This window comes from Rhodoferax sp. GW821-FHT10B06, from assembly GCF_059415605.1.
In genome coordinates, this window is the sequence record NZ_JBWKNO010000005.1 from 290624 (window position 1) to 314426 (window position 23803).

Genomic DNA, 23803 nt, shown 5'->3' on the forward strand with positions numbered 1-23803 from the left:
TGAGCTTGTCGAAGGAGCCTGCCCTGAGCCTGTCGAAGGGCCTGGTCAAACGGGAAAGGCTTCGACAAGCTCAGCCCGAACGGGGGAGGGCCTTGGTTAAGCGGCGGTACGCATCGGGTTATTGGCGTGCGTCGTCCAATCCGCATGTTTATCGCTCACGATGAGGCCGGTGCGCAAGTCTTTTTCGCCGGGCTTCAAATCGCGCAGCGAAATGGTGTTGGGCACGGGGCAGACGGTGACGCACAGGTTGCAGCCCACGCATTCGTCTTCCATCACCTCGAAGTGGCGCACACCGTCTTTCATCTTGGTGATGGCCTGGTGCGAGGTGTCTTCGCAGGCGATGTGGCAGCGGCCGCAGGAGATGCACGAGTCCTGGTTGATCACGGCCTTGCTGACGTGGTTCAGGTTCAGGTTTTTCCACTCCTTGACGGTGGGTAGGGCGGCACCTCGGAAGTCGTCCAGGCTCTTGAAGCCCTTGCTGTCCATGTAGTCCGACAAACCGGAGGCCATCTCCTGCACGATCTTGAAGCCGAACACCATGGCGGCGGTGCAGACCTGCACCGTGCCGGCGCCCAGGGCGATGAAATCCAGCGCGTCGCGCCAGTTGCCCACGCCGCCGATACCGCTGATGGGCAGGCCGCGGGTTTCGGCGTCGCGGCCAATTTCGGCCACCATGTTCAGCGCGATGGGTTTCACCGCCGGGCCGCAGTAGCCACCGTGCGAGCCCAGGCCGCCGGTGGTGGGCGACATCATCAATGTGTCCGGGTCCACGCCGATGATGGAGTTGATGGTGTTGATCAGCGACACCGCGTCAGCCCCGCCACGCTTGGCGGCGCGGGCGGGCATGCGGATGTCGGTGATATTGGGCGTGAGCTTCACGATCACCGGCAGCTTGCTGTACTGCTTGCACCAGGCGGTGACCATCTCGATGTACTCGGGCACCTGGCCCACGGCAGCGCCCATGCCGCGCTCGCTCATGCCGTGCGGGCAGCCGAAGTTCAGCTCGATGGCGTCGGCGCCGGTGTCTTCGACGCGCGGCAGGATGGCCTTCCAGGATTCTTCGACGCAGGGCACCATCAGCGAGACGATCATGGCGCGGTCGGGCCACAGGCGCTTCACCTCGGTGATCTCGCGCAGGTTCAATTCCAGATCCCGGTCGGTGATCAGCTCGATGTTGTTGAACCCCAGCATGCGGCGGTCATTCGACAGCAGCGCGCCGTAGCGCGGGCCGTTGACGTTGACGACCGGCGGGCCGGCCTCGCCCAGCGTCTTCCAGACCACGCCGCCCCAGCCGGCTTCGAAAGCGCGGTTGACGTTGTAGGCCTTGTCGGTGGGCGGCGCAGAGGCCAGCCAGAAGGGGTTGGGCGTCTTCACGCCGGCGAAGGTGGTGGACAGATCAGCCATGGTTCAATTCCTTGTGCATGCTTTCAGCGGCGCGTTTGCCGTGCTCTACGGCTTCTACGGTCAGGTCGCGGCCACCGGCGCGGCAGTCGCCGCCGGCCCAGACACCCTGCAGGTTGGTCTTGCCGTCCTCTGCGGTCACGATGCGGCCGCCCTGCAGGGTCAGGCCGGTGGCTTGCAGCGGGCTGTCGTCCAGCTTCTGGCCGATGGCTTTGAACACCATGTCGGCGCCTAGCACCAGCTCTTTGCCGGTGGCTTGCAGCTTGCCGTCCACCAGGGCTTGCTCGGCAAAGCGTACGCCGCTGGCGTGGCTGCTGCCGAGTACTTCGACCGGGGCCAGCCAGTGGTGCAGCACCACGCCGTTGGTTTGCGCCCACTCTTGCTCGGCTGCCGATGCGCCCATGGTTTCCACGCCACGGCGGTACACCATGTGCACTTCTTCAGCGCCCAGCAGCTTGGCCTGCACGGCGGCGTCCACAGCGGTCATGCCGCCGCCGATCACCACTACGCGGCGGCCCACGGGCAGCTGGTTCACGTGTTCGATCTGGCGCAGCTCGGCGATGAAGTCCACCGCGTTGCGCACGTTTGCCAGTGCCTCACCGGGCACGCCCAGGGCTTGCACCTTGGACAGGCCCAGGCCCAGAAACACGGCGTCGTATTCGGTCTGCAGCTTGTCGAGCGAGGCCGGGCCGTCAAAGCGCCAGTCGTTTTGGATGCTGATGCCGCCAATGTCCAGCAGCCACTGCACTTCCTTCTGTGCGAAGTCGTCCACCGTCTTGTAGCTGGCCAGGCCGTATTCGTTCAGGCCGCCGGCCTTGGGCTTGGCTTCAAAAATCACCACATCGTTGCCCAGTCGCGCCAGGCGGTGCGCGCAGGCCAGGCCGGCCGGGCCGGAGCCGACCACGGCGATGCGCTTGCCGGTGGGGGCTGCGCGGGTAAACAGCTGTGGCTGGGGGCTGGCCATCAGCGCATCGACGGCGTGGCGCTGCAGGCGGCCGATCTGGATCGGGGTGTCGGTCTGGGTGTTGCGCACACAGGACTGCTCGCAAAGCACCTCGGTGGGGCAGACCCGGGCGCACATGCCGCCCAGGGGGTTGGCTTCCAGAATCGTGCGTGCCGCGCCGCGCAGGTTGCCATCGGAGATGCTTTTGATGAAGCTGGGCACGTCGATGTCGGTAGGGCAGGCGGTCTGGCAGGGCGCGTCGAAGCAGTACAGGCAGCGCTCGGACTCGAGCATGGCCTGGGAAGCGTTCAGGGGGGGCGTGGCGTCGGCAAAGTGCTGCGCGTACTGCGCGGCGCTGAGGCGGCCGGCGCGGATGTCCGGTGCGGCCGGTGTGGATAGTTCTGGCACGGTAACTCCTGTGGCTGTGGTTCCCAGGTGGGGCGTACTGCACCAATCTGCAGCACGCCATGCCCGGAATTGGCTGGGGGCGTCCAAATCCTGACCAAATGGTCAAGAAGTGCCGACGATATTGCAAAAGCCATGCCAGGCGCATAGGGAATCTACTGAGCTGTTTTGGGGCTATGTCGCAGAACGCAAAGCTGCCGCCTAATTACCCCTAGACTGCGGCCATGGACTTCTTCACCACCGTCTTCCGCCCCTTTGCCCCCCATGACAGCTTCTGGACCCAGCGCACGGAGGACTACGGCGCCATCCGTGCCTCGCGTGCCTATCTGTGCCAATGCGGGCGGCCGGTCTTCTTTCGCAACAGTGCCTGCCTGTCCTGCGGCACGCCGCTGGGTTTTGTGGTTGAAAGCTCGCGTCTGGAGCCATTGGCGCAAGTGGCCGATGCGCCGGGCCAATGGACGCTGTGGAGTACCCCTGACGGACCGCGTTTTCGGCGTTGTGCCAATCTGGACATGGTGGGCTGCAACTGGTTGGTGTCGGGCGATGCAGCGCCCGGCACGGTGTGCCTGGCCTGCAGCCTGAACCGCACAGTGTCCAACCCGTCGGACCCCATGAACCTGGCCGCCTGGCGTGCGTTGGAGATGGCCAAGCGCCACCTGGTGGCGCAGCTGTTGGCCATGGGCTTGCCGGTGGAGCCACGCAACGCGCAAGCGCCGGAGGTTTTGGGCCTGGCGTTTGACTTCCTGCGGCCCACGCCCGAGCAGCCGGTGCTGACCGGCCACGACCATGGCCTGATCACGCTGAATATGGACGAGGCCGACGACGCCCGTCGCGAGCAGATGCGCACGCAGATGGGCGAGTCCTACCGTACGCTGCTAGGGCATTTTCGGCACGAGGTGGGCCACTACTACTGGGACCGGCTGGTGCTGAACAGCACCTGGCTGGACGACTACCGCAGCCTGTTTGGCGACGAGCGGGCCAACTATGCCGAGGCCCTGCAGCGCAACTACACCCAGGGCCCGCCGCCCGACTGGGCGCAGCATTTTGTCAGCAGCTATGCCAGCACCCACCCTTGGGAAGACTGGGCCGAGACCTGGGCGCACTACCTGCACATGGTGGATACCCTGGGCACGGCCATGCGCTTTGGCCTGGACGCGAAAGATGTGGAGCTGCCCTACGCGCCGTTCACGGTCGATGCGCTATGGCGCCCGCAAAACCCGGATGCTGAGGGTTTTCTACAGATCGTCAATGGTTGGGTGGAGTTGACCGGCGTGCTCAACGAGATGTCGCGCAGCATGGGCGAGCCAGACTTCTACCCCTTTGTGCTGACGCCGGCCGTGGTGGCCAAGCTGCAGTTCATTCACTGCGTGGTGCTGCAGGCGCGCCAGCCAGGGCCGGCGGATGCGCCGGCTCCGATGCAGACACAAACGCAAACGCAAACGCAGACGCAGACGCAGACGCAGACGCAGACGCAGGCGCAGGCGCAGCAGACTACGTCTTAAAACGCAGCCCAGTCGTCATCGTTGGGCTTGGCCACCGGTGCCGCGGCGCGCGGGGCGGCCAGTGGCGGGCCTGCAGGCTTTTTGGCCAATGCCTTGGGTGCCGCTGGCGGCTTGGGCATGGCCGGGCGGTGCGGCGCCGCCACTGCGGGCCGCGAGGGCGCAGACACCATGTGGCTGCCTTCCAGCTTGAACAGCGACACCACTTGTACCAAGTCGGCGGCCTGGGTTTGCAGGCTGCCTGCCGCAGCGGCCATCTGTTCCACCAGGGCGGCGTTTTGCTGCGTGACCTGGTCGATCTGGTTGATGGCCTCGCCTACCTGGGATACGCCCTGGCTCTGCTCACTGCTGGCGGCGCTGATTTCACCCACGATGTCGGTCACGCGGCGGATGGAGCTGACCACCTCGGTCATGGTGGTGCCGGCCTGGTCCACCAGTACCGTGCCCTGGGCCACGCGTTCCACGCTGGCATTGATGAGTTGTTTGATCTCCTTGGCGGCCTCGGCGCTGCGCCCGGCCAGGCTGCGCACCTCGCTGGCCACCACGGCGAAACCACGGCCTTGCTCGCCGGCCCGGGCGGCTTCCACGGCGGCATTGAGTGCCAGGATGTTGGTCTGGAAGGCGATGCCGTCGATCACGCTGATGATGTCGGCGATCTTCTGCGAGCTTTCGTTGATGCCCTTCATGGTCTGCACCACCTGGCCCACGACCTCGCCGCCCTGTATGGCCACGGTGGAGGCCTGCATGGCCAACTGGTTGGCTTGGCGCGCGTTGTCGGCGTTTTGCTTGACGGTGGAGTTCAGCTCTTCCATGGACGCGGCGGTCTGCTCCAGTGCGCTGGCCTGGTTCTCGGTGCGCGCGCTCAGGTCGTTATTGCCCTGGGCGATTTCGGCGCTGGCGGTGGATACACCGTCTGCCCCCTGGCGTACGCTGGACACCACCTTGACCAGGTTGGCCTGCATGTCCTGCAGGCTGGACAGCAGCTGGCCGACTTCGTCGTTACCACTTTTCTCGATATGCCCGGTCAGGTCACCGGTGGCTACCTGGCGTGCCGCACCATTGGCCTGGGCCAGCGGACGGATGATGGAGCGCGACAGCCACCACGCGCAGCCCACGCCAAACACCACGCCGAACAGGCCCAGCCCGATCAGCAGGTTGCGGCCCTGGGTGCTGCTGTCGGCTAGGCCTTGAGCGTGTCGGTCGATTTCCTTACGCTGGGCCTGCATCAGGGCGTCCAGTGTGTCCATATACGCCTTGCCCGCTGGAGTGACTTTTTGCGCCAGCAACTGGTTGGCTTCGTCCGATTTGTCTTCTTTCTTCAGCGCGGATACCGCGTCGCGGTTCGCGACATAGGTCTTGCGTGCCTCGAGAATGGCGGCAAACAGCTTCTTTTCTTCGTCGGTGCGCATCAGTGCTTCCACCGCCTTCTGGGCCTTGCTGGAGCGTTCAGTCGCCTCGGCAATGTCTTGTGCGAAATAGGTTACCAAGGAGGGATCGCTACTCTTGGCTATCGCCATGGTGCGGCGCACGCTGGTGTGGATGTCCCGGTACCAGTCGCTGATGATGCGCTCTGTCTGGATCGGGTTGTTCAGCATGTATTGGGTCGAGTCCGCCGAGCTGTTGAGCTTGCTGATACCTACCAGCATGGAGATCAGCGAAAGCAGCAGAATGAACGCGAATCCCAAACCCAGGCGCTTGGTGATGGAGAGGTTGGAACTGGAGACTGCCATGGCGGGGTCCTTGTAGCGTAGAAGGTGTTGCTTTGTACAAGCGCCGCGCATGAATTACAAGCGCGATTGCGCTCTTGCACATTGTTGCAAATAGGCATTAGTAATTTGACAATCGCCATGGGGTGGCACCGTACGCCACAATGTGTGGATTCGCCCGCGTGGGCCTGTTTGATCTCTTTCTATGGCTCGTAGTAGCAAAATCCTGGCCCTGTTGATCGCCGTACTGTTGGCCGTTTACGCGGCCATTGCGGTCGTCCAGCTGAAGCAGCAGGATGGTTTGAGCCAGGTCAGCCGGCGCGGTGACCGGGACGTGGTGTGGAGCGTGGTGCAGCTGGAGGTTGAGTATTTCCGTTTCTCTGCTGCGCTGGACCACCGCATCTTCAGTCCCCAGGATGCCGCCCAGGATGAGCTGCAGCTGCGCTACGACCTGTTTGTGAGCCGCGTGGCTTCGCTCTACACCGGCGAGTCAGCGGCCTTGCTGAGGAACCAGAAGCTGATGCAAGAGGTGCGCTCTTCGGTACAGCAGTTTGTCGCGGAGGCCGATGCGGTATTGGACCCGGCGGCCAGGCCTCCAACCCGAGAGCAGCTGCTGGCATTGCAAAGCCATGTGGCCACGTTGCGCGAGCCCATACGCAATCTGTCGCTGGAGGCCTCGCAGTCCGCATCCGAGGTGGTGGACCGGCGTACGGTGGAGGTGCATCGCCAGACCACCACCACCCGGCTGTTGACGCTGTTCCAGGCATTGCTGACCTTTGGCCTGGTGCTGGCGTTCTATCTGCAGTACCGCCAGCGTGAGGCGGCCCGTCAACAGGCGCAGACGCAGCGCCTGCAAGTGCTGGAGGCGGGCGCCCGGTTGGAGACCGAGGCCGTGCAGCGCGCTGCCCAGGCCGATCTGCAGGAGATTACGGCCGCGCTGCCCCTGGTGGTGTACCGTCTGCAGTGCTTTCCCGACGGCCGCCGCCGCTACACCTATATGAGCGATCGGGCGCAGGAGATTCTGGGTATCTCGGTGGACGCGGTGTTGCGCGATCCTGCGGAACTGGACCGCGTGGTGCATGCCGCCGACCGGGCTGATCGGGTGCGGCTGGAAGCCCAGGCCCTGCTGCATATGCAGCCCGCCGCGCAGGACCTGCGCATCTGGCATCCGAACGGCAACACGCACTGGGTGCACTGCGCCTCGGTACCCCGGGCCTTGCCTGATGGCTCGGTGCTGTTCACCGGCTATCTACAGGTGGTGGACGCCATCAAGGAGCGTGAAAACCGCCTGCGCGAGGTGACCGAGCAGCAGCAAGTCATTTTTGACAACATCCCCTCGGGCGTAGTGTTCGCCGCTGACGGCCTGATTCGCCAGTACAACGCCGGTTTTGCCAGCATCGTCGGCCTGCCCGGCGTGGACCTGGGCGAGCGCAGCCTGGCCATGCTGTTTGACACGTCGCAGGCTTTTGCCGAGTTTGAGGCCGAGGTGGGGCTGCCGCTGGCCAATGGCGAGCGGGTGGAGCTGGAGCGCAGCTTCTGCCGGGCCGATGGCAGTACGTTCGAGGGGCGTCTGGTCGGCTTGCGGGTTGCCGTGGCGGCCTATGTGGAGGCGGTAATCTGGTTGCTGGATGACATCAGCGAGCGCAAACACGCCGAAGCCGAGATGCGTCGCGCCAAAGAGCTGGCCGAGGACACCAACCGTTTCAAGAGCGACTTTCTGGCCAATATGAGCCATGAAATCCGTACGCCCATGAACGCCGTCATCGGCATGTCCTACCTGGCCCTGAAGACCGACCTGTCGCCGCGCCAGCGCGACTACCTGGGCAAGATCCACCAGTCCGGCCAGCACCTGCTGGGCGTGATCAACGACATTCTGGACTTCTCCAAGGTCGAGGCCGGCAAGCTGACGGTAGAAAACCAGCCCTTTACGCTGGACGACCTGCTGAACAACGTAGCCAATGTGGTGGCCGAGAAGGCCAGCGCCAAGGGCCTGGAGCTGGTCTGCGATGTGCGCTCCGACGTGCCGCAAAGTCTGAGCGGTGACGTGCTGCGCCTGGGCCAGGTCTTGATCAATCTGGTCAACAACGCCGTCAAGTTCACCGAGCAGGGCGAGATCAGCATTACCGTGCGCGTGCAGGACAGCACGGCCGAGCACATCCTGTTGCGCTTTGAGGTGCGTGATACCGGCATTGGCATGACGGCCGAGCAGCAAGGCCGCCTGTTCCAGAGCTTCAGCCAGGCCGATAGCTCCATCACCCGCAAATACGGCGGCACCGGCCTGGGCCTGGCCATCAGCAAGGCGCTGGCCGAGGCCATGGGCGGCGCGGTGGGGGTCAGCAGCGAATTTGGCGAGGGCTCGACCTTCTGGTTCACCGCCCGCGTCGGCCTGGATAGCACGCGCCCGTCTCAGCGCCGGGCCGACCTGGACCTGCGCGGCCGCCGGGTGCTGGTGGTGGACGACAACGCGCACGCCGCCCAGGTGCTGGCCGAGATGCTGCAGGCCATGGGTTTCGAGGTGGAGGCCGTGCATTCCGGGGCGCTGGCGGTGGCTGCGGTCAGAGACGCCGCGGCCCGGGCCCAGGCTTTCGACATCGCTCTGCTGGACTGGCAGATGCCCGGCATGGACGGCCTGCAAACCGCCCGCGCCATCGCTGCACTGCCCTTACCCAAACAGCCCAAGCCCATACTCGTGACCGCCTACGGCCGCGAGGAATTGGTACCCAACGCGCATGACGCCGGCATCCAGGATCTGCTGATCAAGCCGGTTAACGCCTCGCTGCTGTTCGACACCCTGATGCAGGCTATGGGGCGCGGCGTGCAGTCGGCCCGCGTGGTGGACGATGCCCGCGCCGGGCTGGATGCGCTGGCCCCCCTGGCCGGTGCCCGGGTCTTGCTGGTGGAAGACAACGACCTCAACCAGCAGGTCGCCAGCGAGCTGCTGGCCGAGGCCGGCATGCTGGTGGTCCTGGCCGACAACGGCCAGCAGGCGCTGGACATGATTGCCCAGTCGCATGCCACCCAAACCTACGACCTGGTGCTGATGGACATGCAGATGCCGGAGCTTGACGGTGTGAGCGCCACCCGTCTGATCCGCCAGGATAGCCGTAGCACCGCGCTGCCGGTTATTGCCATGACGGCCAATGCCATGGCCACCGATCGCCAGCGCTGCCTGGATGCCGGCATGAACGACTTTGTGACCAAACCCGTAGAACCCGAAGAGCTGTGGCGCGTTCTGGCCCGCTGGATACGCCCGCACCGTGGCCTGGGCCAGGTACTGCGCACCGAGGGCACTTTTGGCAGTCCGACCGACGAGGCCCACATGGCCGCCTTGCGTGCGATTTCCGGGTTGGATGTGGCATCCGGCCTGCGCCGCGCCATGGGCAAGCCGCAGCGCTACTTCGACATGTTGCGCAGCTTTGCCGCCGGCCAGGGCGGGGCGGTGGATGTGGTACTGGAGCGCTTGCGGGCCGGTGATCTCGCCAGCGCCGAGCGTGCTGCCCACACGCTGAAGGGCACGGCGGGCAATATTGGCGCCACGGCTCTGCAGACGGCGGCCGAGGCGCTGGAGCAGGCTCTTCACCACCAACCCGCAGATACGGTGCAGGCCCTGGCCGACCGCACCCGCCAACAGCTGGACGCCCTGGTTGCCGCCATCACTCCGCTGTTGCCGGCAGAGCGTGCGCCAGCGGAGCCGCTGGTGGTGGATCTGGAGCAGGCCCAAGCCGTGCGTGCGCAACTGGCCCGCCTGCTGCGGGAGGACGATGCCGAAGCCATTGAGTTGCTGCAGCAGCACGCCAGCCTGCTGCGCCATGGCCTGCAAGACGCCTACGCCGGCATCGCCGCTGCGATAGCGCGCTACGACTTCGGGGCTGCGCTGCAACAGCTGGAGCAGGCGCAGGCCTGAATGCTATTGAATTGAGAGCTGCTTGCGCAGATAGAACCTGGGCGGATTCAATCCCAAGTGCAACGCAAGGGTCATTGAATAGTAGCGTGCTGGGGATGGTGGTTGAGCAAGAAGTCGCGATAGACCTCGATAGGCGAATGCGCATTCAAGGTCTTACGCGGGCGGTTGTTGATCTCGTCGGCAATCGCATCGAGTTGCTCCTGGGTCACTTCAGACAGATCCATGCCCTTGGGCAGATACTGGCGCACCAGCCCATTGGTGTTCTCGTTGGTACCCCGTTGCCAAGGGCTGTGGGGATCGCAGAAGTACACCGCAATACCGGTATTGGCGCTCAGCTCCTTGTGGCGGGCCATCTCACTGCCCTGGTCATAGGTCATGCTGTGGCGCATAGGCTGGGCAATGGAGCGCAGCTTGTCTGTAAAAGCCTGCAACACGTTGGCCGCACAGCCGGGCTTGGGGTGGGGCAGGTGCACCAGAATCAGCAAACGCGAGGAACGCTCCACCAGCGTGCCCACGGCACTGGCATTGGCCTGGCCCTTGATCAAGTCCCCTTCCCAGTGGCCGGGAAAGAGCCGGTCATTCACCTCCGGCGGGCGCACGTGGATGCTGAGCATGTCAGCGATGCGGGCCCGCTGCTGCGTGCCTCGGGTGCGTGGCATGCGCTTGGAGCGCGCATAGCGCAAGCAGGCAATCAGCTCTTTGCGCAGCTCGCCTCGGGGCTGGGCGTAGATGGCGTTGTAGATGGTTTCAGAGGACACGCGTTGCGTCCCATCCAGAGGGAATTGACGGGCCAAGTAAAGGGATATCTGTTCAGGAGACCATTTGCGTTTGAGGAGTGAACAGACCTGGACAAACAAAGCCCCGGTGTGGACAAGTTTAGGTGCTGGACGCGAGCGCTTGCGCCTGCGGGTGCAGCGCTGCTGGGCAAAGGTGCCACTGTAAGCGGCCACAGGTGCATTGCGCTCAATCTCGCGGCTGACGGTAGAGGGCGAACGGTGCAGCATGCGGGCAATGGCGCGGATGCTAAAGCCTTGCTCTCGGTACTGCGCCAGCGCGATGCGTTCGTCTGGCTGCAGTTGCTGGTACTGGCGGGGTTTTGTCATTTCTGCACCTTAGTTGAATAAGGTGTTGCACTTCAGATTTGAGTTCGCCCTGCGCTGCAGGTCATTTTGGCAGTGAATTTTTGAACGTTCAACCGTTCAACCGCTCAGTCGTTTGCCAGATAGGCTGGATGGCTGGTGCGGATCTGGTCCACCTGGTTGAGCGTACCTGACAAATGCTTGCGCAGCGCCGCTTGGGCGGCTGTGGCATCGCCTTGTTCAATGGCATCCACGATCTCGGTATGGTCGCGCACCACCGCCAAGGTCTTGCCCTCGACTGGAAGATGCAGGCGGCGCAACCGGTCGATGTGGCCGCTCAGTCTGCGTACCAGGTTCCACAACTCGGGCACGCCGGCGGCTTCATACATTTGGCGGTGAAAAGCCTGGTCGTACAGCGCGAATTGCTCGTAGTTCTTCAGGTCGCACAGCTCGGTCTGACGCGCAATGGTTGTGCGCAGCTGCGTGATCAAGCCGGCGTCGCGCCGTTCCGACAGGGTGCGCACCACTTCCAGCTCGATGGAGCGGCGCAGGAAGTGCGCCTGCAGTGCCGAGGTCACGTTGATCTGGCTGACCACGGTGGCGTGCTGCGGAAAGATGTCTACCAGCCCCTCTTCGCCCAGTTTCATGAGCGCATCGCGCACCGGCGTCTGGCTCAGACCATAGCGGCTGGCTAGCTCGGCACGGGACAGTACCGTGCCGGGGGCGAGTTCCAGAGACAAGATCATGTCGCGCAAACGCTCGAAAACCTGTGGCGCCGCGTGGCGGGAACGGTCCAGGCGGGTGACCGGTAGTGGGGAATCGCTGGCTGGCATAAGCACTTATTACAGAAATAACCAGGCGGATTATAGGTAGTACTTACCCTGCTGACGCACTAATACATTAGTACTTTAATAAGGGGTCTAGCGCAAATGCCCCACCACTACTACTGCCACGTTCCATGACACGCCAAACCACCATTGCCCATGTCCGCATCACCCCGATCGCCTTTCGTGACGGCCCCTTGCTAAATGCTGCCGGCATCCACGAACCGTGGGCGCTGCGCTCCATCGTTGAATGCGAGACCAGCGACGGGCGGGTCGGCATTTCCGAGACCTATGGCGATGAGCCCATGCTGCGCGTGCTGGAGCAGGCTAAATCCCTGGTGTTGGGGCTGTCGCCGTTTGACCTGAACGCCATGGAGCAGCGGGTACGTGCCACCATCCAGCCCAGCGTCGGGGCCATCGAGTTTGAACTGGCCCCGGGCTCGCACACCGCGAAGAACGCAGCCAAGGTGATCAGCACTTTCGAGGTCGCCATGTTGGATTTGCAGGGCCAGATCGTCGGCGCGCCCATCGTGGATCTGCTCGGTGGCAAAGTGCGTGATGCCGTGCCCTACAGCGCCTACCTCTTCTTCAAGTACGCCGAGCACGTGGACAAGCCCTATGCGCCGGATGCCTGGGGTGAAGGCCTGAGCCCGGAACAAATCGTGGCCCAGGCACGCCGCATGATCGATCTGTATGGCTTTCAAAGCATCAAGCTGAAGGGCGGCGTGTTTGAACCGGCGCACGAGATCGCCTGCATGCGCGCGCTGCACCAGGCCTTCCCCGGCCTGCCTCTGCGCCTGGACCCAAACGCCAACTGGTCGCTGCAAACCAGCATCCAGGCCGCACCCGAGCTGGACGAATTGTTGGAGTATTACGAAGACCCCTGCCCCGGTCTGGCCGGCATGGCGACGCTGGCCACGCATACCCGTTTGCCCTTGGCCACGAATATGGTGATCACCACCATGGAGGACTTCCGCCGTGGTGCCGAGATGGGTTCGGTCAAGGTTTTGCTGTCTGACCACCACTACTGGGGAGGCCTGCGTGTGACGCAGACCCTGGCCCGCATGTGTGCGCTGTGGGGGCTGGGCATGTCCATGCATTCCAACTCGCATCTGGGCATCAGCCTGATGGCCATGACCCATGTGGCCGCGAGTATTCCCAACCTGACCTATGCCTGCGATACCCACTACCCCTGGCAGGAGGAAGAGGTCATCCAGGGCGGCCGCGTGGTGTTCGACAACGGCGCGGTACGCGTACCCACCACGCCCGGCCTGGGTGTGGAACTGGACCGCGAGCGCCTGGCCGAGTTGCATGCGCAGTACCTGTCCTGTGGCGTACGCAACCGCGACGACCTGAAGCAGATGCAGAAGTACGAGCCTAGCTTCACCGGCAAGAACCCGCGTTTTTAAGCAGAGACAAGGGCCATCAGTGCCTCACCCGTGCCAATAAGGAAACCAGTCCATGAATACATCCAATCCGTCCGCGTCCCGGTCCGCCAGGGCCGATACGCTGGCCCGCGCGGTCAGCAAGATCAAGTGGCATGTGCTGCCACTATTTGTCGTGATGTTCATAGTGAACTACATCGACCGGGTGAACATCGGCTTTGTCCGCCAGCATCTGGCGACAGACCTGGGCATAGGCGCGGCAGCCTACGGACTGGGTGCCGGGCTGTTTTTTGTCAGCTATGCGCTGTTTGAAGTGCCGTCCAACATGATGCTGCAGCGCTTTGGTGCGAAGGTGTGGTTGACCCGCATCATGGTCACCTGGGGGCTGGCCGCCACCGGCATGGCTTTCGTGCAGGGCGAGACTTCGTTCTATGTGATGCGGCTGCTGCTGGGCGCAGCCGAGGCGGGTTTTTTCCCGGGCGTGCTGTACTACTTCACCCAGTGGTTGCCACGCGACCAGCGCGGCAAGGCCATGGCGATCTTTCTCAGCGGATCTGCGCTGGCGTCGGTTCTGTCTGGGCCGATTTCGGGTGGGCTGATGCTGATCAACGGCGCAGGCCTGCATGGCTGGCAGTGGATGTTTCTTATCGAAGGCATGGCCTCGGTGGTGCTGGCTGGCTTTGTGTGGTTCTGGCTGGACTCCAAGCCACAGGATGCGCAATGGCTGAGCCGCGCGGAGCAGGACGCGGTGGTGGATGAGATCGCCGAGGAGCAGCGCGAGCGTGACGCCATGCACACGGCCAAGCCCTCGGTCTGGAGCTTGCTGCGTGATCCACAAATACTGATCTTCTGCCTGATCTATTTCTCGATCTCTCTGACCATTTACGGCGCCACCTTCTGGCTGCCCAGCATCATCCGCAAGATGGGCCAATTGAACGACTTCCAGGTGGGGCTGTACAACTCGATTCCCTGGCTGATCTCCATCGTGGCGATGTATTTCTTCGCCGGCATGGCGGGGCGCTTCAAATTCCAGCAAGCCTGGGTGTCCTGCGTGCTGGTTATTGCGGCGCTGGGCATGTACGCCGCAGGCAAGGGCAGCCCGGCGTTCTCGTTTGTCGCCATCTGTTTCGCGGCCATCGGCTTCAAGGCAGCGTCTTCCTTGTTCTGGCCGATTCCACAGGGCTATCTGGACGCACGCATTGCGGCGGCGGTACTGGCGCTGATCAACTCCATCGGCAATCTCGGCGGCTTTGTGGCGCCAGCCACCTTTGGCTACCTGGAGCAGAAAAGCGGCTCGATCGAGGGCGGCATGACCGGGCTGGCTGCGATGTCCATCCTCGCCGCAGTGGTGGTTTTCTTTGCGCGCATGACGCCGCGTGGGGCAACACCTGCAAAGCCAGCGGCACGAGGCGCGGCCGCATAAGCGGTACTTGCGGGGGGGCAAACGCTTTCAGCAGGTGTTCAGGAATAAGCGCCCTGCATCTGCGCCGTCCGAGCATCTGCACGCCCCAGCGCAGTGCGCTCAAAGCCCGAGGGCGTGGGGAACATGCGCTGCAGGCTTTTGCGTACGCGGGCCAGACGCGGGTCCTGCGGCATGGCGTTGTCGGTGGTGTCGTTCAGGCAAAAGAAGTCCACCGCGCCTATGGCGGCCTCTAGCTGGGCCAGGCCGACCTGGCTGTTGCTGTCGCCGGTGGACAGGTGCATATGCCGGTATTCGCGCAGCTGCGCCCTGCCATGGGCCAGCGCCCAGCGCAGCACGAAGTCGGACACGATGGCCGGCTTGTCCCAGCAGCGGAACACGGTGGAGCGCACGCTGGCAAACATCTCCGGCGCCTCGCGCTCCAGCAGGCTCAGCAGCGACTTGCGCAGTGGGCGCGGCGCATGGGCAAAGGTGCGGAAGGCGTGCTGGTAGCCCGGCTTCAGCGGTGGATGCGCCCGCAGCCACTGGTGCGACAGCCGGCAGGCGTTTTCCAGCGCGGTGGCATCGGGGCGCAGCGCCTCGTCGCTGACGGCGGGCTCGTCCGACCAGGCAACAAACACGCCGTCGGCCGAGAACCAGTCTGCGGTGTGTACAGGTGCACCAAAGAACACGTCGTCGTTGAGGTAGAAGTAGCGCTCGGACAGGCCCGGAATGCGGTGTACATAGGACTCGATATGGCCCGAGTCAAACGTGGGCAGCTGCGTCGCAGGCATCAGCGTGCGGTGGTCCACCACCGTCAGGCCGTCGTTGGGCTCCAGCCAGGAGGGCGTCTGGCCGTCGGTCACGATGTACACATGGCCGTGCTGCGGAAAGAACCGCTCCAGCGCCCGCAGGCTGTAGCGCAGCTCATCGTTGTCGCGGTAGCGGCCCTCCACATTGCCGTACAAGGCCATGTGGTCCAGGGTGTCGCTGCTCAGGGCAGCGGCCGCACGCTGCCGTTTGGCACGCCATACGGGGTCGTTGCCATCGACCCACAGGTAGACGACATCAATCGCTGGCTCGTTAAACGCAAAGTGATCCATGGGCCCGTGGTTGTTGCGTGGAATACAGCCTGTGGGCGGCCAGAAGGAGGAGGGCGCCACCCGCAGGCAAGTCGCGCATATTAGCCAGATTTGCCGAGTCTCTTTGTAAAGTCGTTAAATTGACTTACTTCTGCGCTATGTGCTGCAGCCAATCTCGCACTTGGCGGGCTACCCAGGCGCCGTCGTCCAGTGGCAGGTCGTGCCCGGCCCAAGGGTGCTCCTGCAGGGTGCAGCCCCATTGCAGCGCCAGGCTACGCGAGCAATTTACCGACACCAGACCATCCTGTGCGCTGGCCAGCAGCAGGGTGGGTGTCTGCGGCGGGCTGGCAGGGGCCTGGTAGCGCGCCGCCGCCAGCAATTGGCGCAACGCATTGCCCCGCGTGACCGGATGCTGTTGGCGCAGCCTCAGCCATTGCGCTAATACGTCTGGATGCTGGCCGTGGCTGGTGATGCGCAGAATGCTGCGTTCCCAGTCCAGCGCGGATGCCCCCCCCAATGCCAGGCGCAGCAGCAGGCCGTAGTGGCGCGGCCGCAAGCGCTGGTAGAACGGGCTGAACGGCCGCAGGCTGGTGTTGACCAGCACCTGGGCAGCCACCTCCTGCGGGGCGCTGCTGGCCCAACTGGCTGCCACCATCGCACCCAGGGACATGGCCAGGATGTGCACCGGGCCAGTGATCTGCTGCGCTTGTAGCGCAGCCCGGCTGTGCGCCACCATGGCGCTGATATGGCTGGGGCTGCGCTGTGCATACAGGCTGCCGTTGCCTGGCAGGTCCAGTGCCACGATGCGGCTGTCCGGCTGCGCGGCCTGGAGCTGCGCTACGAAGCCGCCCCAGTGGCCGCTCTCGCGCGTCAGGCCGCGCAGCAGTAGCCAGGTCTTCATTTGGGGCCGTACCAGTCGTGCCGGGCCTGGGCGTGGTGGTAGGTGCGCGCATCCACGTTTGGCAGCCACAGCCTGTGCCCCTGCGCGGCGCGGCCCAGAAAGTCCAGCAAGGACTGGTGTTGGCGCAGCACCCGCTGCTGGCGGTGGGCAATTTGCGGGTTGAAGATGCCGTGGCGCGAGAACAGCTGGCGCGGGTTCTTCTTCACCCATAGCCAGGACCCCATCTCTAGCGTCAGCGGCAGAAAGATGCGCTCGGGCGACTGGCTGCAGGCTTGCTGGTACAGGTGGTCCCACAGGTCGCCATGCGCCAGGTACTGCAGGCTTTGCGGCTCAAAAATATAACGGTAGTGGCTGTGCGACTCCATGAAGATGCGTTTGAGCGCATGCATTTCCGCCAGGTGTGCAATCGGTGTGCGGGTATGCGCATACGGGAACCACAGCCGGTCGCTTACGCCAAAGCCCGAATGGCAGTCCACCGATACGCTGAAGGCGCGCGACAGCAGCTCGGCTTGCACCACTTCGCATACCGCCTGGTTCTCGGCTTCCATGGCCGCCGCATAGCGGCCACGGTACCAGGGCAGGCGGGCGCTCAGACGTTGGCCCCCTACCAGAAAGGGCACGGGGTCGCGCGCCTCCACGGGCGCATTGCGCATCAGGTCCACCCCCTGTGGGTTGGCCCGCGTGCCCAGGGCCATGCCGCCGGGGTTGATGATGGGCATGAACACCAGGCGCACGGCTTCCAGCTGGCGGTGCAGCGCGCTGTCCCACTGCAGGCGCGTCACCAGGCTGTGCAGATAGGCGATGACGACGCCCGCGCCTATGCGCTCCAGCCCATGCACGCCGCCAAAGTAGCCCACGGCCGGCACGTCCGGCGAGGGGTTGCCAAGCGTGATGGCATGCACCGGGTAGCGGGTGCCGCTGGGCAGGTGCACCGTGCACACGGTGCGAGCCTGCAGATGCTGCCCACCCAGCGCGATGGTGCGCTCCAACGCCACCAGTTCGGGCAGTTCAGGAGCGGTGGAGGAAGTGGCAGGCACAGCACCGCAGCATAGCCACACAGGCGCTTGCGCGGTGCGAAATATGGTCTGGTGTGCGGCTATTACACGGCTGACACGCCACTGTCACATGGCATGCCTAAGGTGGTTTGCACACCACACAAGGGGAGTCCCGACATGCTGCTTCGCAGAACCACGCTGATGCGCTTATTCGCCGTGCCCGCCTGCCTGGCCTGGGGCCTGGCGGAGCTGTGGGCCTTGCAGCGGGCGCGTTGGGAGCAGCGCCGCTTCGGGCACTGAGATACCCAATATGTATGAAGCTTTGGAGCGCGGTTGGCGTGCCCAAGGTGCCCCGTTGGGTGCTGTCGCCCACGCCGCAAATAGCTCTAGATGCGCTATCTCCATGCTTCTAATTTGATAGCTTTAAGCGCAGTATCCATGTGCGATACAGCTATTTCTGATTCGTGAGTGGCGGCCCTTGTTGGCGGTTGCTAACAGCCTGCCGGTCAGCACGTTTTCAGCAGCTGCGCTGCCATCTGCCGTGCGTTGACACACCCTGGGGCGATGGTTAATGTGGGCCGCGCATCGGGGCGGGCACAGCGACCCGTTTGGCAATCCCATCATTCACCCATTATTTCTACACAGGAGAATTGCATGCTGCATCCCAAGTGGCTTCGGGCCTTGGCTTTGACGTTCGTGGCAGGTATGGCGGCGGCGGCCCACGCCGATGACGAGGGCTGCAGGGAGCGTGGGCAGCCGCAGATCAGCTTCATCCAGTTCCAGTCGCCCAACCTCGCCGCGCCGGCCAGCCCGCTGACCATCAAGGGCAAGCTCAGCCTGCCCGGCAAGGTGGACGGCCGCTGGAACTGCTTCCCCTTTGGCAATAAAAAGTACCGCCATGACAAGCTGCCGGCGGTGGTTCTATTGCACGGCACCGCCGGCATCGATGCGCGTGGCAATTTTTATGAAGAGGCACTGAACGCCGCCGGCATTGCCACCCTGCAGATCGATATGTGGGAAGCGCGCGGCGTGACCGGGCTGGCCAACCGCCCGCAACTGCCCATCCTGACCTACCCCGACGCCTTTTCGGCGCTGGCCTTCTTGAGCAGCCAGGCCAATATCGACCCGGAGCGCATCGGCGTGCTGGGCTTCTCCTGGGGCGGCGTGATCAGCCTGGGCACATCGGAGCGCCTGTATGCGGGCCAGTTCGGCGGAGGCCGCAAGTTCGCGGCCCACGTGGCCAACTACCCTGTCTGCTACGGTGCCAATAACGCGGCCATCCTGCACGCATTTGGCGTGGCGCCAGCCCAGGCCGGCACCCAGTACCTGAACCTCACCGGCGCCCCGGTGCTGATCCAGATCGGCAGCAAGGACAGCTATGACAACAGCGCCGCACCCTGCCAGGCGCTGGCGGCTGGCGTCAACCCCAGTAATGGCGGCGTGGTAAGCGTGGCGGAGTACCCCGGCGCCTACCATGACTTTGACCGCCTGATGGTGCCCATCACCGCACCCGATCCATTCGCCAACCAGGGCAGCTATCTGCTGGGCTTGTCAGCCATGCCCAATGTCATCGCCATTCCTGATGTGGCCCAGGCCTATAAGTCCCGCGAACGCGTGACACGCTTCTTCCGCAACAACCTCTGACGCCACATGCAAAAAGCCCGGAATGCGCGGGGTATTCCAGGGCTCTTTTGTGAGCTTGTTGCTATAAATTTAGAAGCTAATGGTGCAGATTCCTATTGCGCTGGTGGCATATTCCCAATGCGGAGTTATCGATGGTGGGCAGGCTATTCACAGGCTGATTTTCAGCTTACGGCCACCGCTGATGGTAAAACCCTCGCGCTCATAAAACGCCAGCGTCCGGTCGAATTGCGGCAACGGTGGCGTGGTCACCTCCAGCCGCGTCCAGCCCCGCGCCGCGCCAAAAGCCTGGGCCTGCGCCACTAACTGTTGGCCCACGCCATGCTTGCGTTGATCTGGCCGCACATATAACTCGGGGATGGTGCCAAACGCACCCTCCGCATACAAGGCATAGCTTTCATACACGGCGATAAAACCGGCCGGATGCCGGTCGCTGTCGCGGGCCACAAACACAAAATATTTCCCCTGCTGGATAAAGTCCTGCAGCCGGGACGTGGTGGCGCCCAGGTCGAAATTGAAGGCCTGCACGCCAATGGCCTGCATGATCTCGGCCAGCAATTCGCCCACCATGGCGGCGACCTCGGGCACGTCTTCGGCGCCAGCCGTATGGATGGTGAAGATGTAGGGCATGGCTAGCGGTGCGCCTTTGGCTGGTCCGGGTCATAGATTGTGGTGCCGGTCCCCACGCCAACCCCCACCTGTGCGCCGCCGACATTGGTGCTGGTACCCACCCCCACCCCGGCACCCACCTGGCCGCGCTGGTTCACCCCCACTCCAACTCCCACCGGCCCTACCCCGGTCCCCACGCCCAAATGCACCCCGCCCGAGCTTGCGCCCACCCCCACGCTGACCCCGGGGAACAGCGGTACGCTGACGCCTACGCCCACCGAACTGCAGGCGCTGAGCAGAAGGCTGGAGACGACGACAGTGACAGTATGTGTGTTGGACATCGAGGTAAGACTAACAGGATGCGGACAGTCTCTTGTAAGCAATTGCGGCAGTGCGACCGGCTTATCCCCCTACCGGTTGGCCTCGTGAAACGAGCTAGCCCACCTGGCATAAAAAAGCCCCGCCAGTCTCACAACTGCGGGGCTTTTTAGATTGCACCTTTGCTATTTATTCAATAGCTGCCAGCGCAATATCTATCTGCGCCAGAGGCGCATTTCTTTCAAACCGGCTTACACCAGCAGCGCATTCACGCGCTTCACGTAGGCTGCCGGATCAGCAGGCAAACCACCCTCAGCCAGCAGCGCCTGGTCGAACAGAATGTGCGCCAGGTCGTTGAAGTGCACCGAGCCTTCGAGCTTCTTCACCAGGGCATGTTCAGCGTTCACTTCCAGCACCGGCTTGGTTTCAGGCGCTGTCTGGCCGGCTTGCTTGAGCATGCGGGCCAACTGGGTGCTCATGCCGCCATCTTGCACCACCAGGCAGGCAGGGCTGTCCACCAGGCGGGTAGTGACGCGCACGTCTTCGGCTTTGTCCTTCAGCGCTTCTTTCAGTTTGGCCAGCAGGGGCTTGAAGGTTTCGGCGGCTTCTTCAGCGGCCTTCTTTTCGTCTTCGTCGAGCAGCTTGCCCAGGTCCACAGCGCCCTTGGCGACGGACTGCATTGGCGTGCCGTCGAAGTCGTGCAGGTAGTTCAGCGCCCACTCGTCCACGCGGTCGGTCATCAGCAGCACTTCGATACCCTTCTTCTTGAAGACTTCGAGTTGCGGGCTGCTCTTGGCGGCGGCGGCGTTGTCGGCGGTGATGTAGTAAATGGCTTCCTGGCCTTCTTTCATGCGCGCCTTGTAGTCGGCCAGCGACACGGTGGTGCTGTCGGTGGTGCTGCTGGCAAAGCGCAGCAGCTTGGCCAGGCGGTCGCGGTTGGCGAAGTCTTCGCCCAGGCCTTCCTTCAGCACGGCGCCGAATTCGGCGTAGAACTGGGTGTACTTGCCGACCAGGGCCTTGTCTTCATCGCTCACTACGTCGGTCACGCCGTCCGCCGAGGCTTCGGGCAAGGCGTTGTGCTTGGCCAGGTCTTCCAGCATGCCCAAGACGCGCTTGGTGCAGCCTTCGCGGATGGCTTTGACGTCGCGGCTTTCCTGCAGCAGCTCGCGGCTGACGTTCAGCGGCAGGTCGGCGGAATCGACCACGCCCTTCACAAAGCGCAGGTAGCTGGGCAGCAGGGCTTCGGCGTCGTCCATGATGAAGACGCGCTTCACGTACAGCTTCAGGCCACCCTTGTGGTCGCGGTTCCACAGGTCTTGCGGGGCCTTGGCCGGCACGTACAGCAGCTGGGTGTATTCGGTGCTGCCTTCTACGCGGTTGTGGGTGTGGGCCAGCGGCGCTTCGAAGTCGTGGCTGATCTGCTTGTAGAAGTCGTCGTACTGCTCTTGGCTGATGTCCTTCTTGGCGCGCGTCCAGATGGCGCTGGCCTTGTTGACGGCTTCCCATTCGCCGGTGGCGACCATGCCGCCGGGCTGGCGGCCACCTTCTTCGTTCGAAGGGTCGATCAGATCGCCGTCTTTCCACTCTTCCTTTTCCATCAGGATGGGCAGGCTGATGTGGTCAGAGTATTTGCTGATGATGGCCTTGAGCTTCCAGGCGCTGGCGTATTCCAGGGCGTCGTCGCGCAGGTGCAGGATCACGCTGGTGCCGCGCTTTTCACGGCTAATGTTTTCTACCTCGAAGGCGCCGCCACCGCTGGCGCCACCATCGCTTGTCCAGCGCACGCCTTCATTGGCGGGCAAGCCGGCGCGGCGCGATTCCACGGTGATGCGGTCGGCCACGATGAAGCCGGAGTAAAAGCCCACGCCGAACTGGCCAATGAGCTGCGAGTCGGCCTTCTGGTCGCCAGACAGTTTGCTGACGAAGTCCTTGGTGCCGCTCTTGGCGATGGTGCCCAGGTTGTCGATGGCTTCTTGTTGCGACAGACCGATGCCGTTGTCGGTGATGGTCAGGGTCTTGGCATCCTTGTCGAAGGACACGCGCACTTCCAGGTTGGGTGCGTCTTCCAGCAGGGCGCTGTTGCTGATGGCTTCATAGCGCAGCTTGTCGCAAGCGTCCGATGCGTTGGACACCAGCTCGCGCATGAAGATTTCTTTGTTGGAATACAGCGCGTGGGTTACCAGGTGCAGCAGCTGGGCTACTTCGGCCTGGAAATTCATGGTTTGCTTGGTCATGTTGGGATAAATGCCTTGGAAATATCAAAAAAACTGAACTCCGGCAGCCAGGTGCCGGGCAGCCTTTAATTATGGCCGGAGCCGCAAACTTCAAGCCCCGGCCGGTTTTCATGCAGATTGCGTACAAATTTATTGATGGATTGTTAAAAAAATTGCTTTTGTCATAGCCGCTTGCGACTATCGCCCACTGCAAAAGCGCGTGCTGGCGCTGGTCCGCTCGCGCGCAAACATCCAAACAAGGGGTAAATATATGGATAGCAATCTGAAGAAATGCACGGCCGAGTTCATTGGTACGTTCTGGCTGACGCTGGGCGGCTGCGGTAGCGCGGTGCTTGCAGCCGCCTTCCCTGGCGTGGGCATCGGCCTGCTGGGTGTGTCGCTGGCCTTCGGCCTGACGGTGGTGACGGGCGCCTATGCCTTGGGGCCGATTTCTGGCGGGCATTTCAACCCCGCCGTGTCGATTGGCCTGGCCGTTGGCAAGCGTTTCCCGGCGTCTGGTCTGTTGGGCTACATCGTGGCCCAGGTGCTGGGCGCCTGCGCGGCGGCCGGCGTGCTGTACCTGATAGTGTCGGGTAAGGCGGACTTCGACGCGGCCAAGGCCTTCTCCGGTGCCGGCGCGTTTGCCACCAATGGTTACGGCCCCCATTCGCCCGGCGGTTTCAGCATGCAGTCGGTGCTGATCACCGAGGTGGTGATGACGGCCATCTTCCTGATCGTCATCCTGGGCAGCACGGCCAAGCGCGCGGCCGGTGCCTTTGGCGGCCTCAGCATCGGCCTGTGCCTGACGCTGATCCATTTGATCTCGATCCCGGTCTCCAACACCTCGGTGAATCCGGCGCGCAGCACCGGCCCCGCGCTGTTTGTGCCCGGTGCCATGGGTGATCTGTGGTTGTTCTGGGTGGCGCCCATTGTCGGCGCGGTTCTGGGTGCGTTGATTTACAACGTCTTGCTCAGCGACGACTAAACCGGCTCGTGCCTCCATAGGCGGATGCTTATGGAGCCGCCTTGGCTTTGAGCAGGCGCGGAATATTGCCTTCGATCCAGTCTGTCAGCAGGCGCACCTTCTCGGCGGCTTCGCGCCCCAGCGGAGTGAGGCTGTATTCCACGTGCGGTGGCACGACCTCCAAAGCGACGCGATTTACCAGGCCATCGCCCTCCAGGCACTGAAGCGTCTGGACCAGCATGCGCTCGCTCACGCCATTGACCTTGCGCCGCAGCTCGCCAAAACGCAGCGTGCCCGACTCCAGCGCGATCAGCACCAATACGCCCCAGCGGCTGGTGATGTGCTGCAGCACCTCCCGCGAGGGGCAGGCGGCAACCAGCACGTCGCCCCGCTGGAACTTGGCGGCAATTCCCATGTTTAGCTCCTTGAGAACACAGCCTGGATTGTAGATACGCGCTCTGCGCTAGCACTTACTATTTTGTGTGTACTTGCAGAAAGTAAGTGATATGCCTACATTCAATCCCCACCCGGGCGG

Annotated in this window: 18 protein-coding genes and 1 pseudogene; 7 read left to right on the forward strand and 12 right to left on the reverse strand. The window is 63.4% G+C overall.

Translation table 11 applies throughout. The features are described from left to right. Positions 1 to 96: 96 nt before the first annotated feature. Positions 97 to 1404 carry an NAD-dependent dihydropyrimidine dehydrogenase subunit PreA gene (preA, locus tag AC07O2_RS10825; RefSeq protein ID WP_495075737.1) on the reverse strand — a complete coding sequence of 436 codons (1308 nt, stop codon included), beginning with the start codon at positions 1402 to 1404 and terminating at the stop codon, positions 97 to 99. After that, positions 1397 to 2752 (reverse strand): NAD(P)-dependent oxidoreductase, encoded by a 1356-nt coding sequence (locus tag AC07O2_RS10830; RefSeq protein WP_495075738.1) that lies wholly within the window; start codon positions 2750 to 2752, stop codon positions 1397 to 1399. Before AC07O2_RS10830 ends, preA begins: the two co-directional genes overlap by 8 nt. A gap of 221 nt (positions 2753 to 2973) precedes the next feature. Between AC07O2_RS10830 and AC07O2_RS10835 the strand changes: the two genes are divergently transcribed. Further along, positions 2974 to 4251 (forward strand): zinc-binding metallopeptidase family protein, encoded by a 1278-nt coding sequence (locus AC07O2_RS10835; RefSeq protein WP_495075739.1) that lies wholly within the window; start codon positions 2974 to 2976, stop codon positions 4249 to 4251. On the opposite strand, the gene AC07O2_RS10840 is transcribed toward AC07O2_RS10835, so the two are convergent. Continuing rightward, positions 4248 to 5978 carry a methyl-accepting chemotaxis protein gene (locus AC07O2_RS10840; protein WP_495075740.1) on the reverse strand — a complete coding sequence of 577 codons (1731 nt, stop codon included), beginning with the start codon at positions 5976 to 5978 and terminating at the stop codon, positions 4248 to 4250. The two genes, AC07O2_RS10835 and AC07O2_RS10840, sit on opposite strands and share 4 nt — an antisense overlap. Before the next feature lie 181 nt (positions 5979 to 6159). Between AC07O2_RS10840 and AC07O2_RS10845 the strand changes: the two genes are divergently transcribed. Next, entirely contained in the window at positions 6160 to 9858 is a 3699-nt protein-coding gene (locus tag AC07O2_RS10845) for a response regulator (protein ID WP_495075741.1), read from the forward strand. A gap of 71 nt (positions 9859 to 9929) precedes the next feature. Here AC07O2_RS10845 and AC07O2_RS10850 read toward each other — a convergent pair whose 3' ends face one another. Then, complete coding sequence (locus AC07O2_RS10850; protein ID WP_495075742.1) at positions 9930 to 10961, reverse strand: IS30 family transposase; 1032 nt, start codon at positions 10959 to 10961, stop codon at positions 9930 to 9932. A gap of 104 nt (positions 10962 to 11065) precedes the next feature. After that, positions 11066 to 11770 carry a GntR family transcriptional regulator gene (locus AC07O2_RS10855; RefSeq protein WP_495075743.1) on the reverse strand — a complete coding sequence of 235 codons (705 nt, stop codon included), beginning with the start codon at positions 11768 to 11770 and terminating at the stop codon, positions 11066 to 11068. Positions 11771 to 11895: 125 nt separating this feature from the next. On the opposite strand from AC07O2_RS10855, the gene AC07O2_RS10860 reads away from it, so the two are divergent. Next, positions 11896 to 13170 carry a glucarate dehydratase family protein gene (locus AC07O2_RS10860; RefSeq protein ID WP_495075744.1) on the forward strand — a complete coding sequence of 425 codons (1275 nt, stop codon included), beginning with the start codon at positions 11896 to 11898 and terminating at the stop codon, positions 13168 to 13170. 52 nt (positions 13171 to 13222) lie between these two features. Beyond that, positions 13223 to 14569, forward strand: coding sequence for an MFS transporter (locus AC07O2_RS10865; RefSeq protein WP_495075745.1), 1347 nt, complete (start codon positions 13223 to 13225; stop codon positions 14567 to 14569). A gap of 38 nt (positions 14570 to 14607) precedes the next feature. Here the strand turns inward: AC07O2_RS10865 and AC07O2_RS10870 are convergent, their stop codons facing one another. From AC07O2_RS10870 to AC07O2_RS10880, 3 genes are all read right to left on the reverse strand, one after another. Then, a complete protein-coding gene (locus AC07O2_RS10870) occupies positions 14608 to 15648 on the reverse strand; it encodes a Stealth CR1 domain-containing protein (RefSeq protein WP_495075746.1) in 1041 nt (346 codons plus the stop codon). Positions 15649 to 15772: 124 nt separating this feature from the next. After that, on the reverse strand, positions 15773 to 16528 hold the full coding sequence (locus tag AC07O2_RS10875; RefSeq protein ID WP_495075747.1) for an alpha/beta fold hydrolase: 756 nt from the start codon (positions 16526 to 16528) through the stop codon (positions 15773 to 15775). Beyond that, on the reverse strand, positions 16525 to 17565 hold the full coding sequence (locus AC07O2_RS10880) for a M14 family zinc carboxypeptidase (protein ID WP_495075748.1): 1041 nt from the start codon (positions 17563 to 17565) through the stop codon (positions 16525 to 16527). The genes AC07O2_RS10875 and AC07O2_RS10880 overlap by 4 nt, the downstream gene beginning before the upstream one ends. A gap of 135 nt (positions 17566 to 17700) precedes the next feature. On the opposite strand from AC07O2_RS10880, the gene AC07O2_RS10885 reads away from it, so the two are divergent. Continuing rightward, a complete protein-coding gene (locus AC07O2_RS10885; RefSeq protein ID WP_495075749.1) occupies positions 17701 to 17823 on the forward strand; it encodes a hypothetical protein in 123 nt (40 codons plus the stop codon). Positions 17824 to 18177: 354 nt separating this feature from the next. After that, positions 18178 to 19167 carry a dienelactone hydrolase family protein gene (locus AC07O2_RS10890; RefSeq protein ID WP_495075750.1) on the forward strand — a complete coding sequence of 330 codons (990 nt, stop codon included), beginning with the start codon at positions 18178 to 18180 and terminating at the stop codon, positions 19165 to 19167. A 147-nt stretch (positions 19168 to 19314) separates the two neighbouring features. On the opposite strand, the gene AC07O2_RS10895 is transcribed toward AC07O2_RS10890, so the two are convergent. The 3 genes and pseudogenes from AC07O2_RS10895 to htpG form a co-directional block, all read right to left on the reverse strand. Continuing rightward, the gene (locus tag AC07O2_RS10895; RefSeq protein WP_495075751.1) at positions 19315 to 19794 is read right to left on the reverse strand and encodes a GNAT family N-acetyltransferase; all 480 of its coding nucleotides are present in this window, start codon (positions 19792 to 19794) and stop codon (positions 19315 to 19317) included. An 11-nt stretch (positions 19795 to 19805) separates the two neighbouring features. Beyond that, positions 19806 to 20114: pseudogene (locus AC07O2_RS10900) on the reverse strand (hypothetical protein); the annotation flags it as partial. A 228-nt stretch (positions 20115 to 20342) separates the two neighbouring features. Beyond that, complete coding sequence (htpG, locus tag AC07O2_RS10905; RefSeq protein WP_495075752.1) at positions 20343 to 22325, reverse strand: molecular chaperone HtpG; 1983 nt, start codon at positions 22323 to 22325, stop codon at positions 20343 to 20345. A 250-nt stretch (positions 22326 to 22575) separates the two neighbouring features. On the opposite strand from htpG, the gene aqpZ reads away from it, so the two are divergent. Continuing rightward, entirely contained in the window at positions 22576 to 23289 is a 714-nt protein-coding gene (gene aqpZ, locus AC07O2_RS10910; protein WP_495075753.1) for an aquaporin Z, read from the forward strand. 28 nt (positions 23290 to 23317) lie between these two features. Here aqpZ and AC07O2_RS10915 read toward each other — a convergent pair whose 3' ends face one another. Further along, positions 23318 to 23683 (reverse strand): winged helix-turn-helix transcriptional regulator, encoded by a 366-nt coding sequence (locus AC07O2_RS10915; protein WP_495075754.1) that lies wholly within the window; start codon positions 23681 to 23683, stop codon positions 23318 to 23320. Positions 23684 to 23803 lie beyond the last annotated feature (120 nt).

Bases quoted from the DNA above. Each gene is read 5' to 3' on its own strand.
- preA (WP_495075737.1), bottom strand. From the start codon at position 1,404: ATGGCTGATCTGTCCACCACCTTCGCCGGCGTGAAGACGCCCAACCCC.
- AC07O2_RS10835 (WP_495075739.1), top strand. From the start codon at position 2,974: ATGGACTTCTTCACCACCGTCTTCCGCCCCTTTGCCCCCCATGACAGC.
- AC07O2_RS10840 (WP_495075740.1), bottom strand. From the start codon at position 5,978: ATGGCAGTCTCCAGTTCCAACCTCTCCATCACCAAGCGCCTGGGTTTG.
- AC07O2_RS10845 (WP_495075741.1), top strand. From the start codon at position 6,160: ATGGCTCGTAGTAGCAAAATCCTGGCCCTGTTGATCGCCGTACTGTTG.
- AC07O2_RS10850 (WP_495075742.1), bottom strand. From the start codon at position 10,961: ATGACAAAACCCCGCCAGTACCAGCAACTGCAGCCAGACGAACGCATC.
- AC07O2_RS10855 (WP_495075743.1), bottom strand. From the start codon at position 11,770: ATGCCAGCCAGCGATTCCCCACTACCGGTCACCCGCCTGGACCGTTCC.
- AC07O2_RS10860 (WP_495075744.1), top strand. From the start codon at position 11,896: ATGACACGCCAAACCACCATTGCCCATGTCCGCATCACCCCGATCGCC.
- AC07O2_RS10865 (WP_495075745.1), top strand. From the start codon at position 13,223: ATGAATACATCCAATCCGTCCGCGTCCCGGTCCGCCAGGGCCGATACG.
- AC07O2_RS10870 (WP_495075746.1), bottom strand. From the start codon at position 15,648: ATGGATCACTTTGCGTTTAACGAGCCAGCGATTGATGTCGTCTACCTG.
- AC07O2_RS10875 (WP_495075747.1), bottom strand. From the start codon at position 16,528: ATGAAGACCTGGCTACTGCTGCGCGGCCTGACGCGCGAGAGCGGCCAC.
- AC07O2_RS10885 (WP_495075749.1), top strand. From the start codon at position 17,701: ATGCTGCTTCGCAGAACCACGCTGATGCGCTTATTCGCCGTGCCCGCC.
- AC07O2_RS10890 (WP_495075750.1), top strand. From the start codon at position 18,178: ATGCTGCATCCCAAGTGGCTTCGGGCCTTGGCTTTGACGTTCGTGGCA.
- AC07O2_RS10895 (WP_495075751.1), bottom strand. From the start codon at position 19,794: ATGCCCTACATCTTCACCATCCATACGGCTGGCGCCGAAGACGTGCCC.
- htpG (WP_495075752.1), bottom strand. From the start codon at position 22,325: ATGACCAAGCAAACCATGAATTTCCAGGCCGAAGTAGCCCAGCTGCTG.
- aqpZ (WP_495075753.1), top strand. From the start codon at position 22,576: ATGGATAGCAATCTGAAGAAATGCACGGCCGAGTTCATTGGTACGTTC.
- AC07O2_RS10915 (WP_495075754.1), bottom strand. From the start codon at position 23,683: ATGGGAATTGCCGCCAAGTTCCAGCGGGGCGACGTGCTGGTTGCCGCC.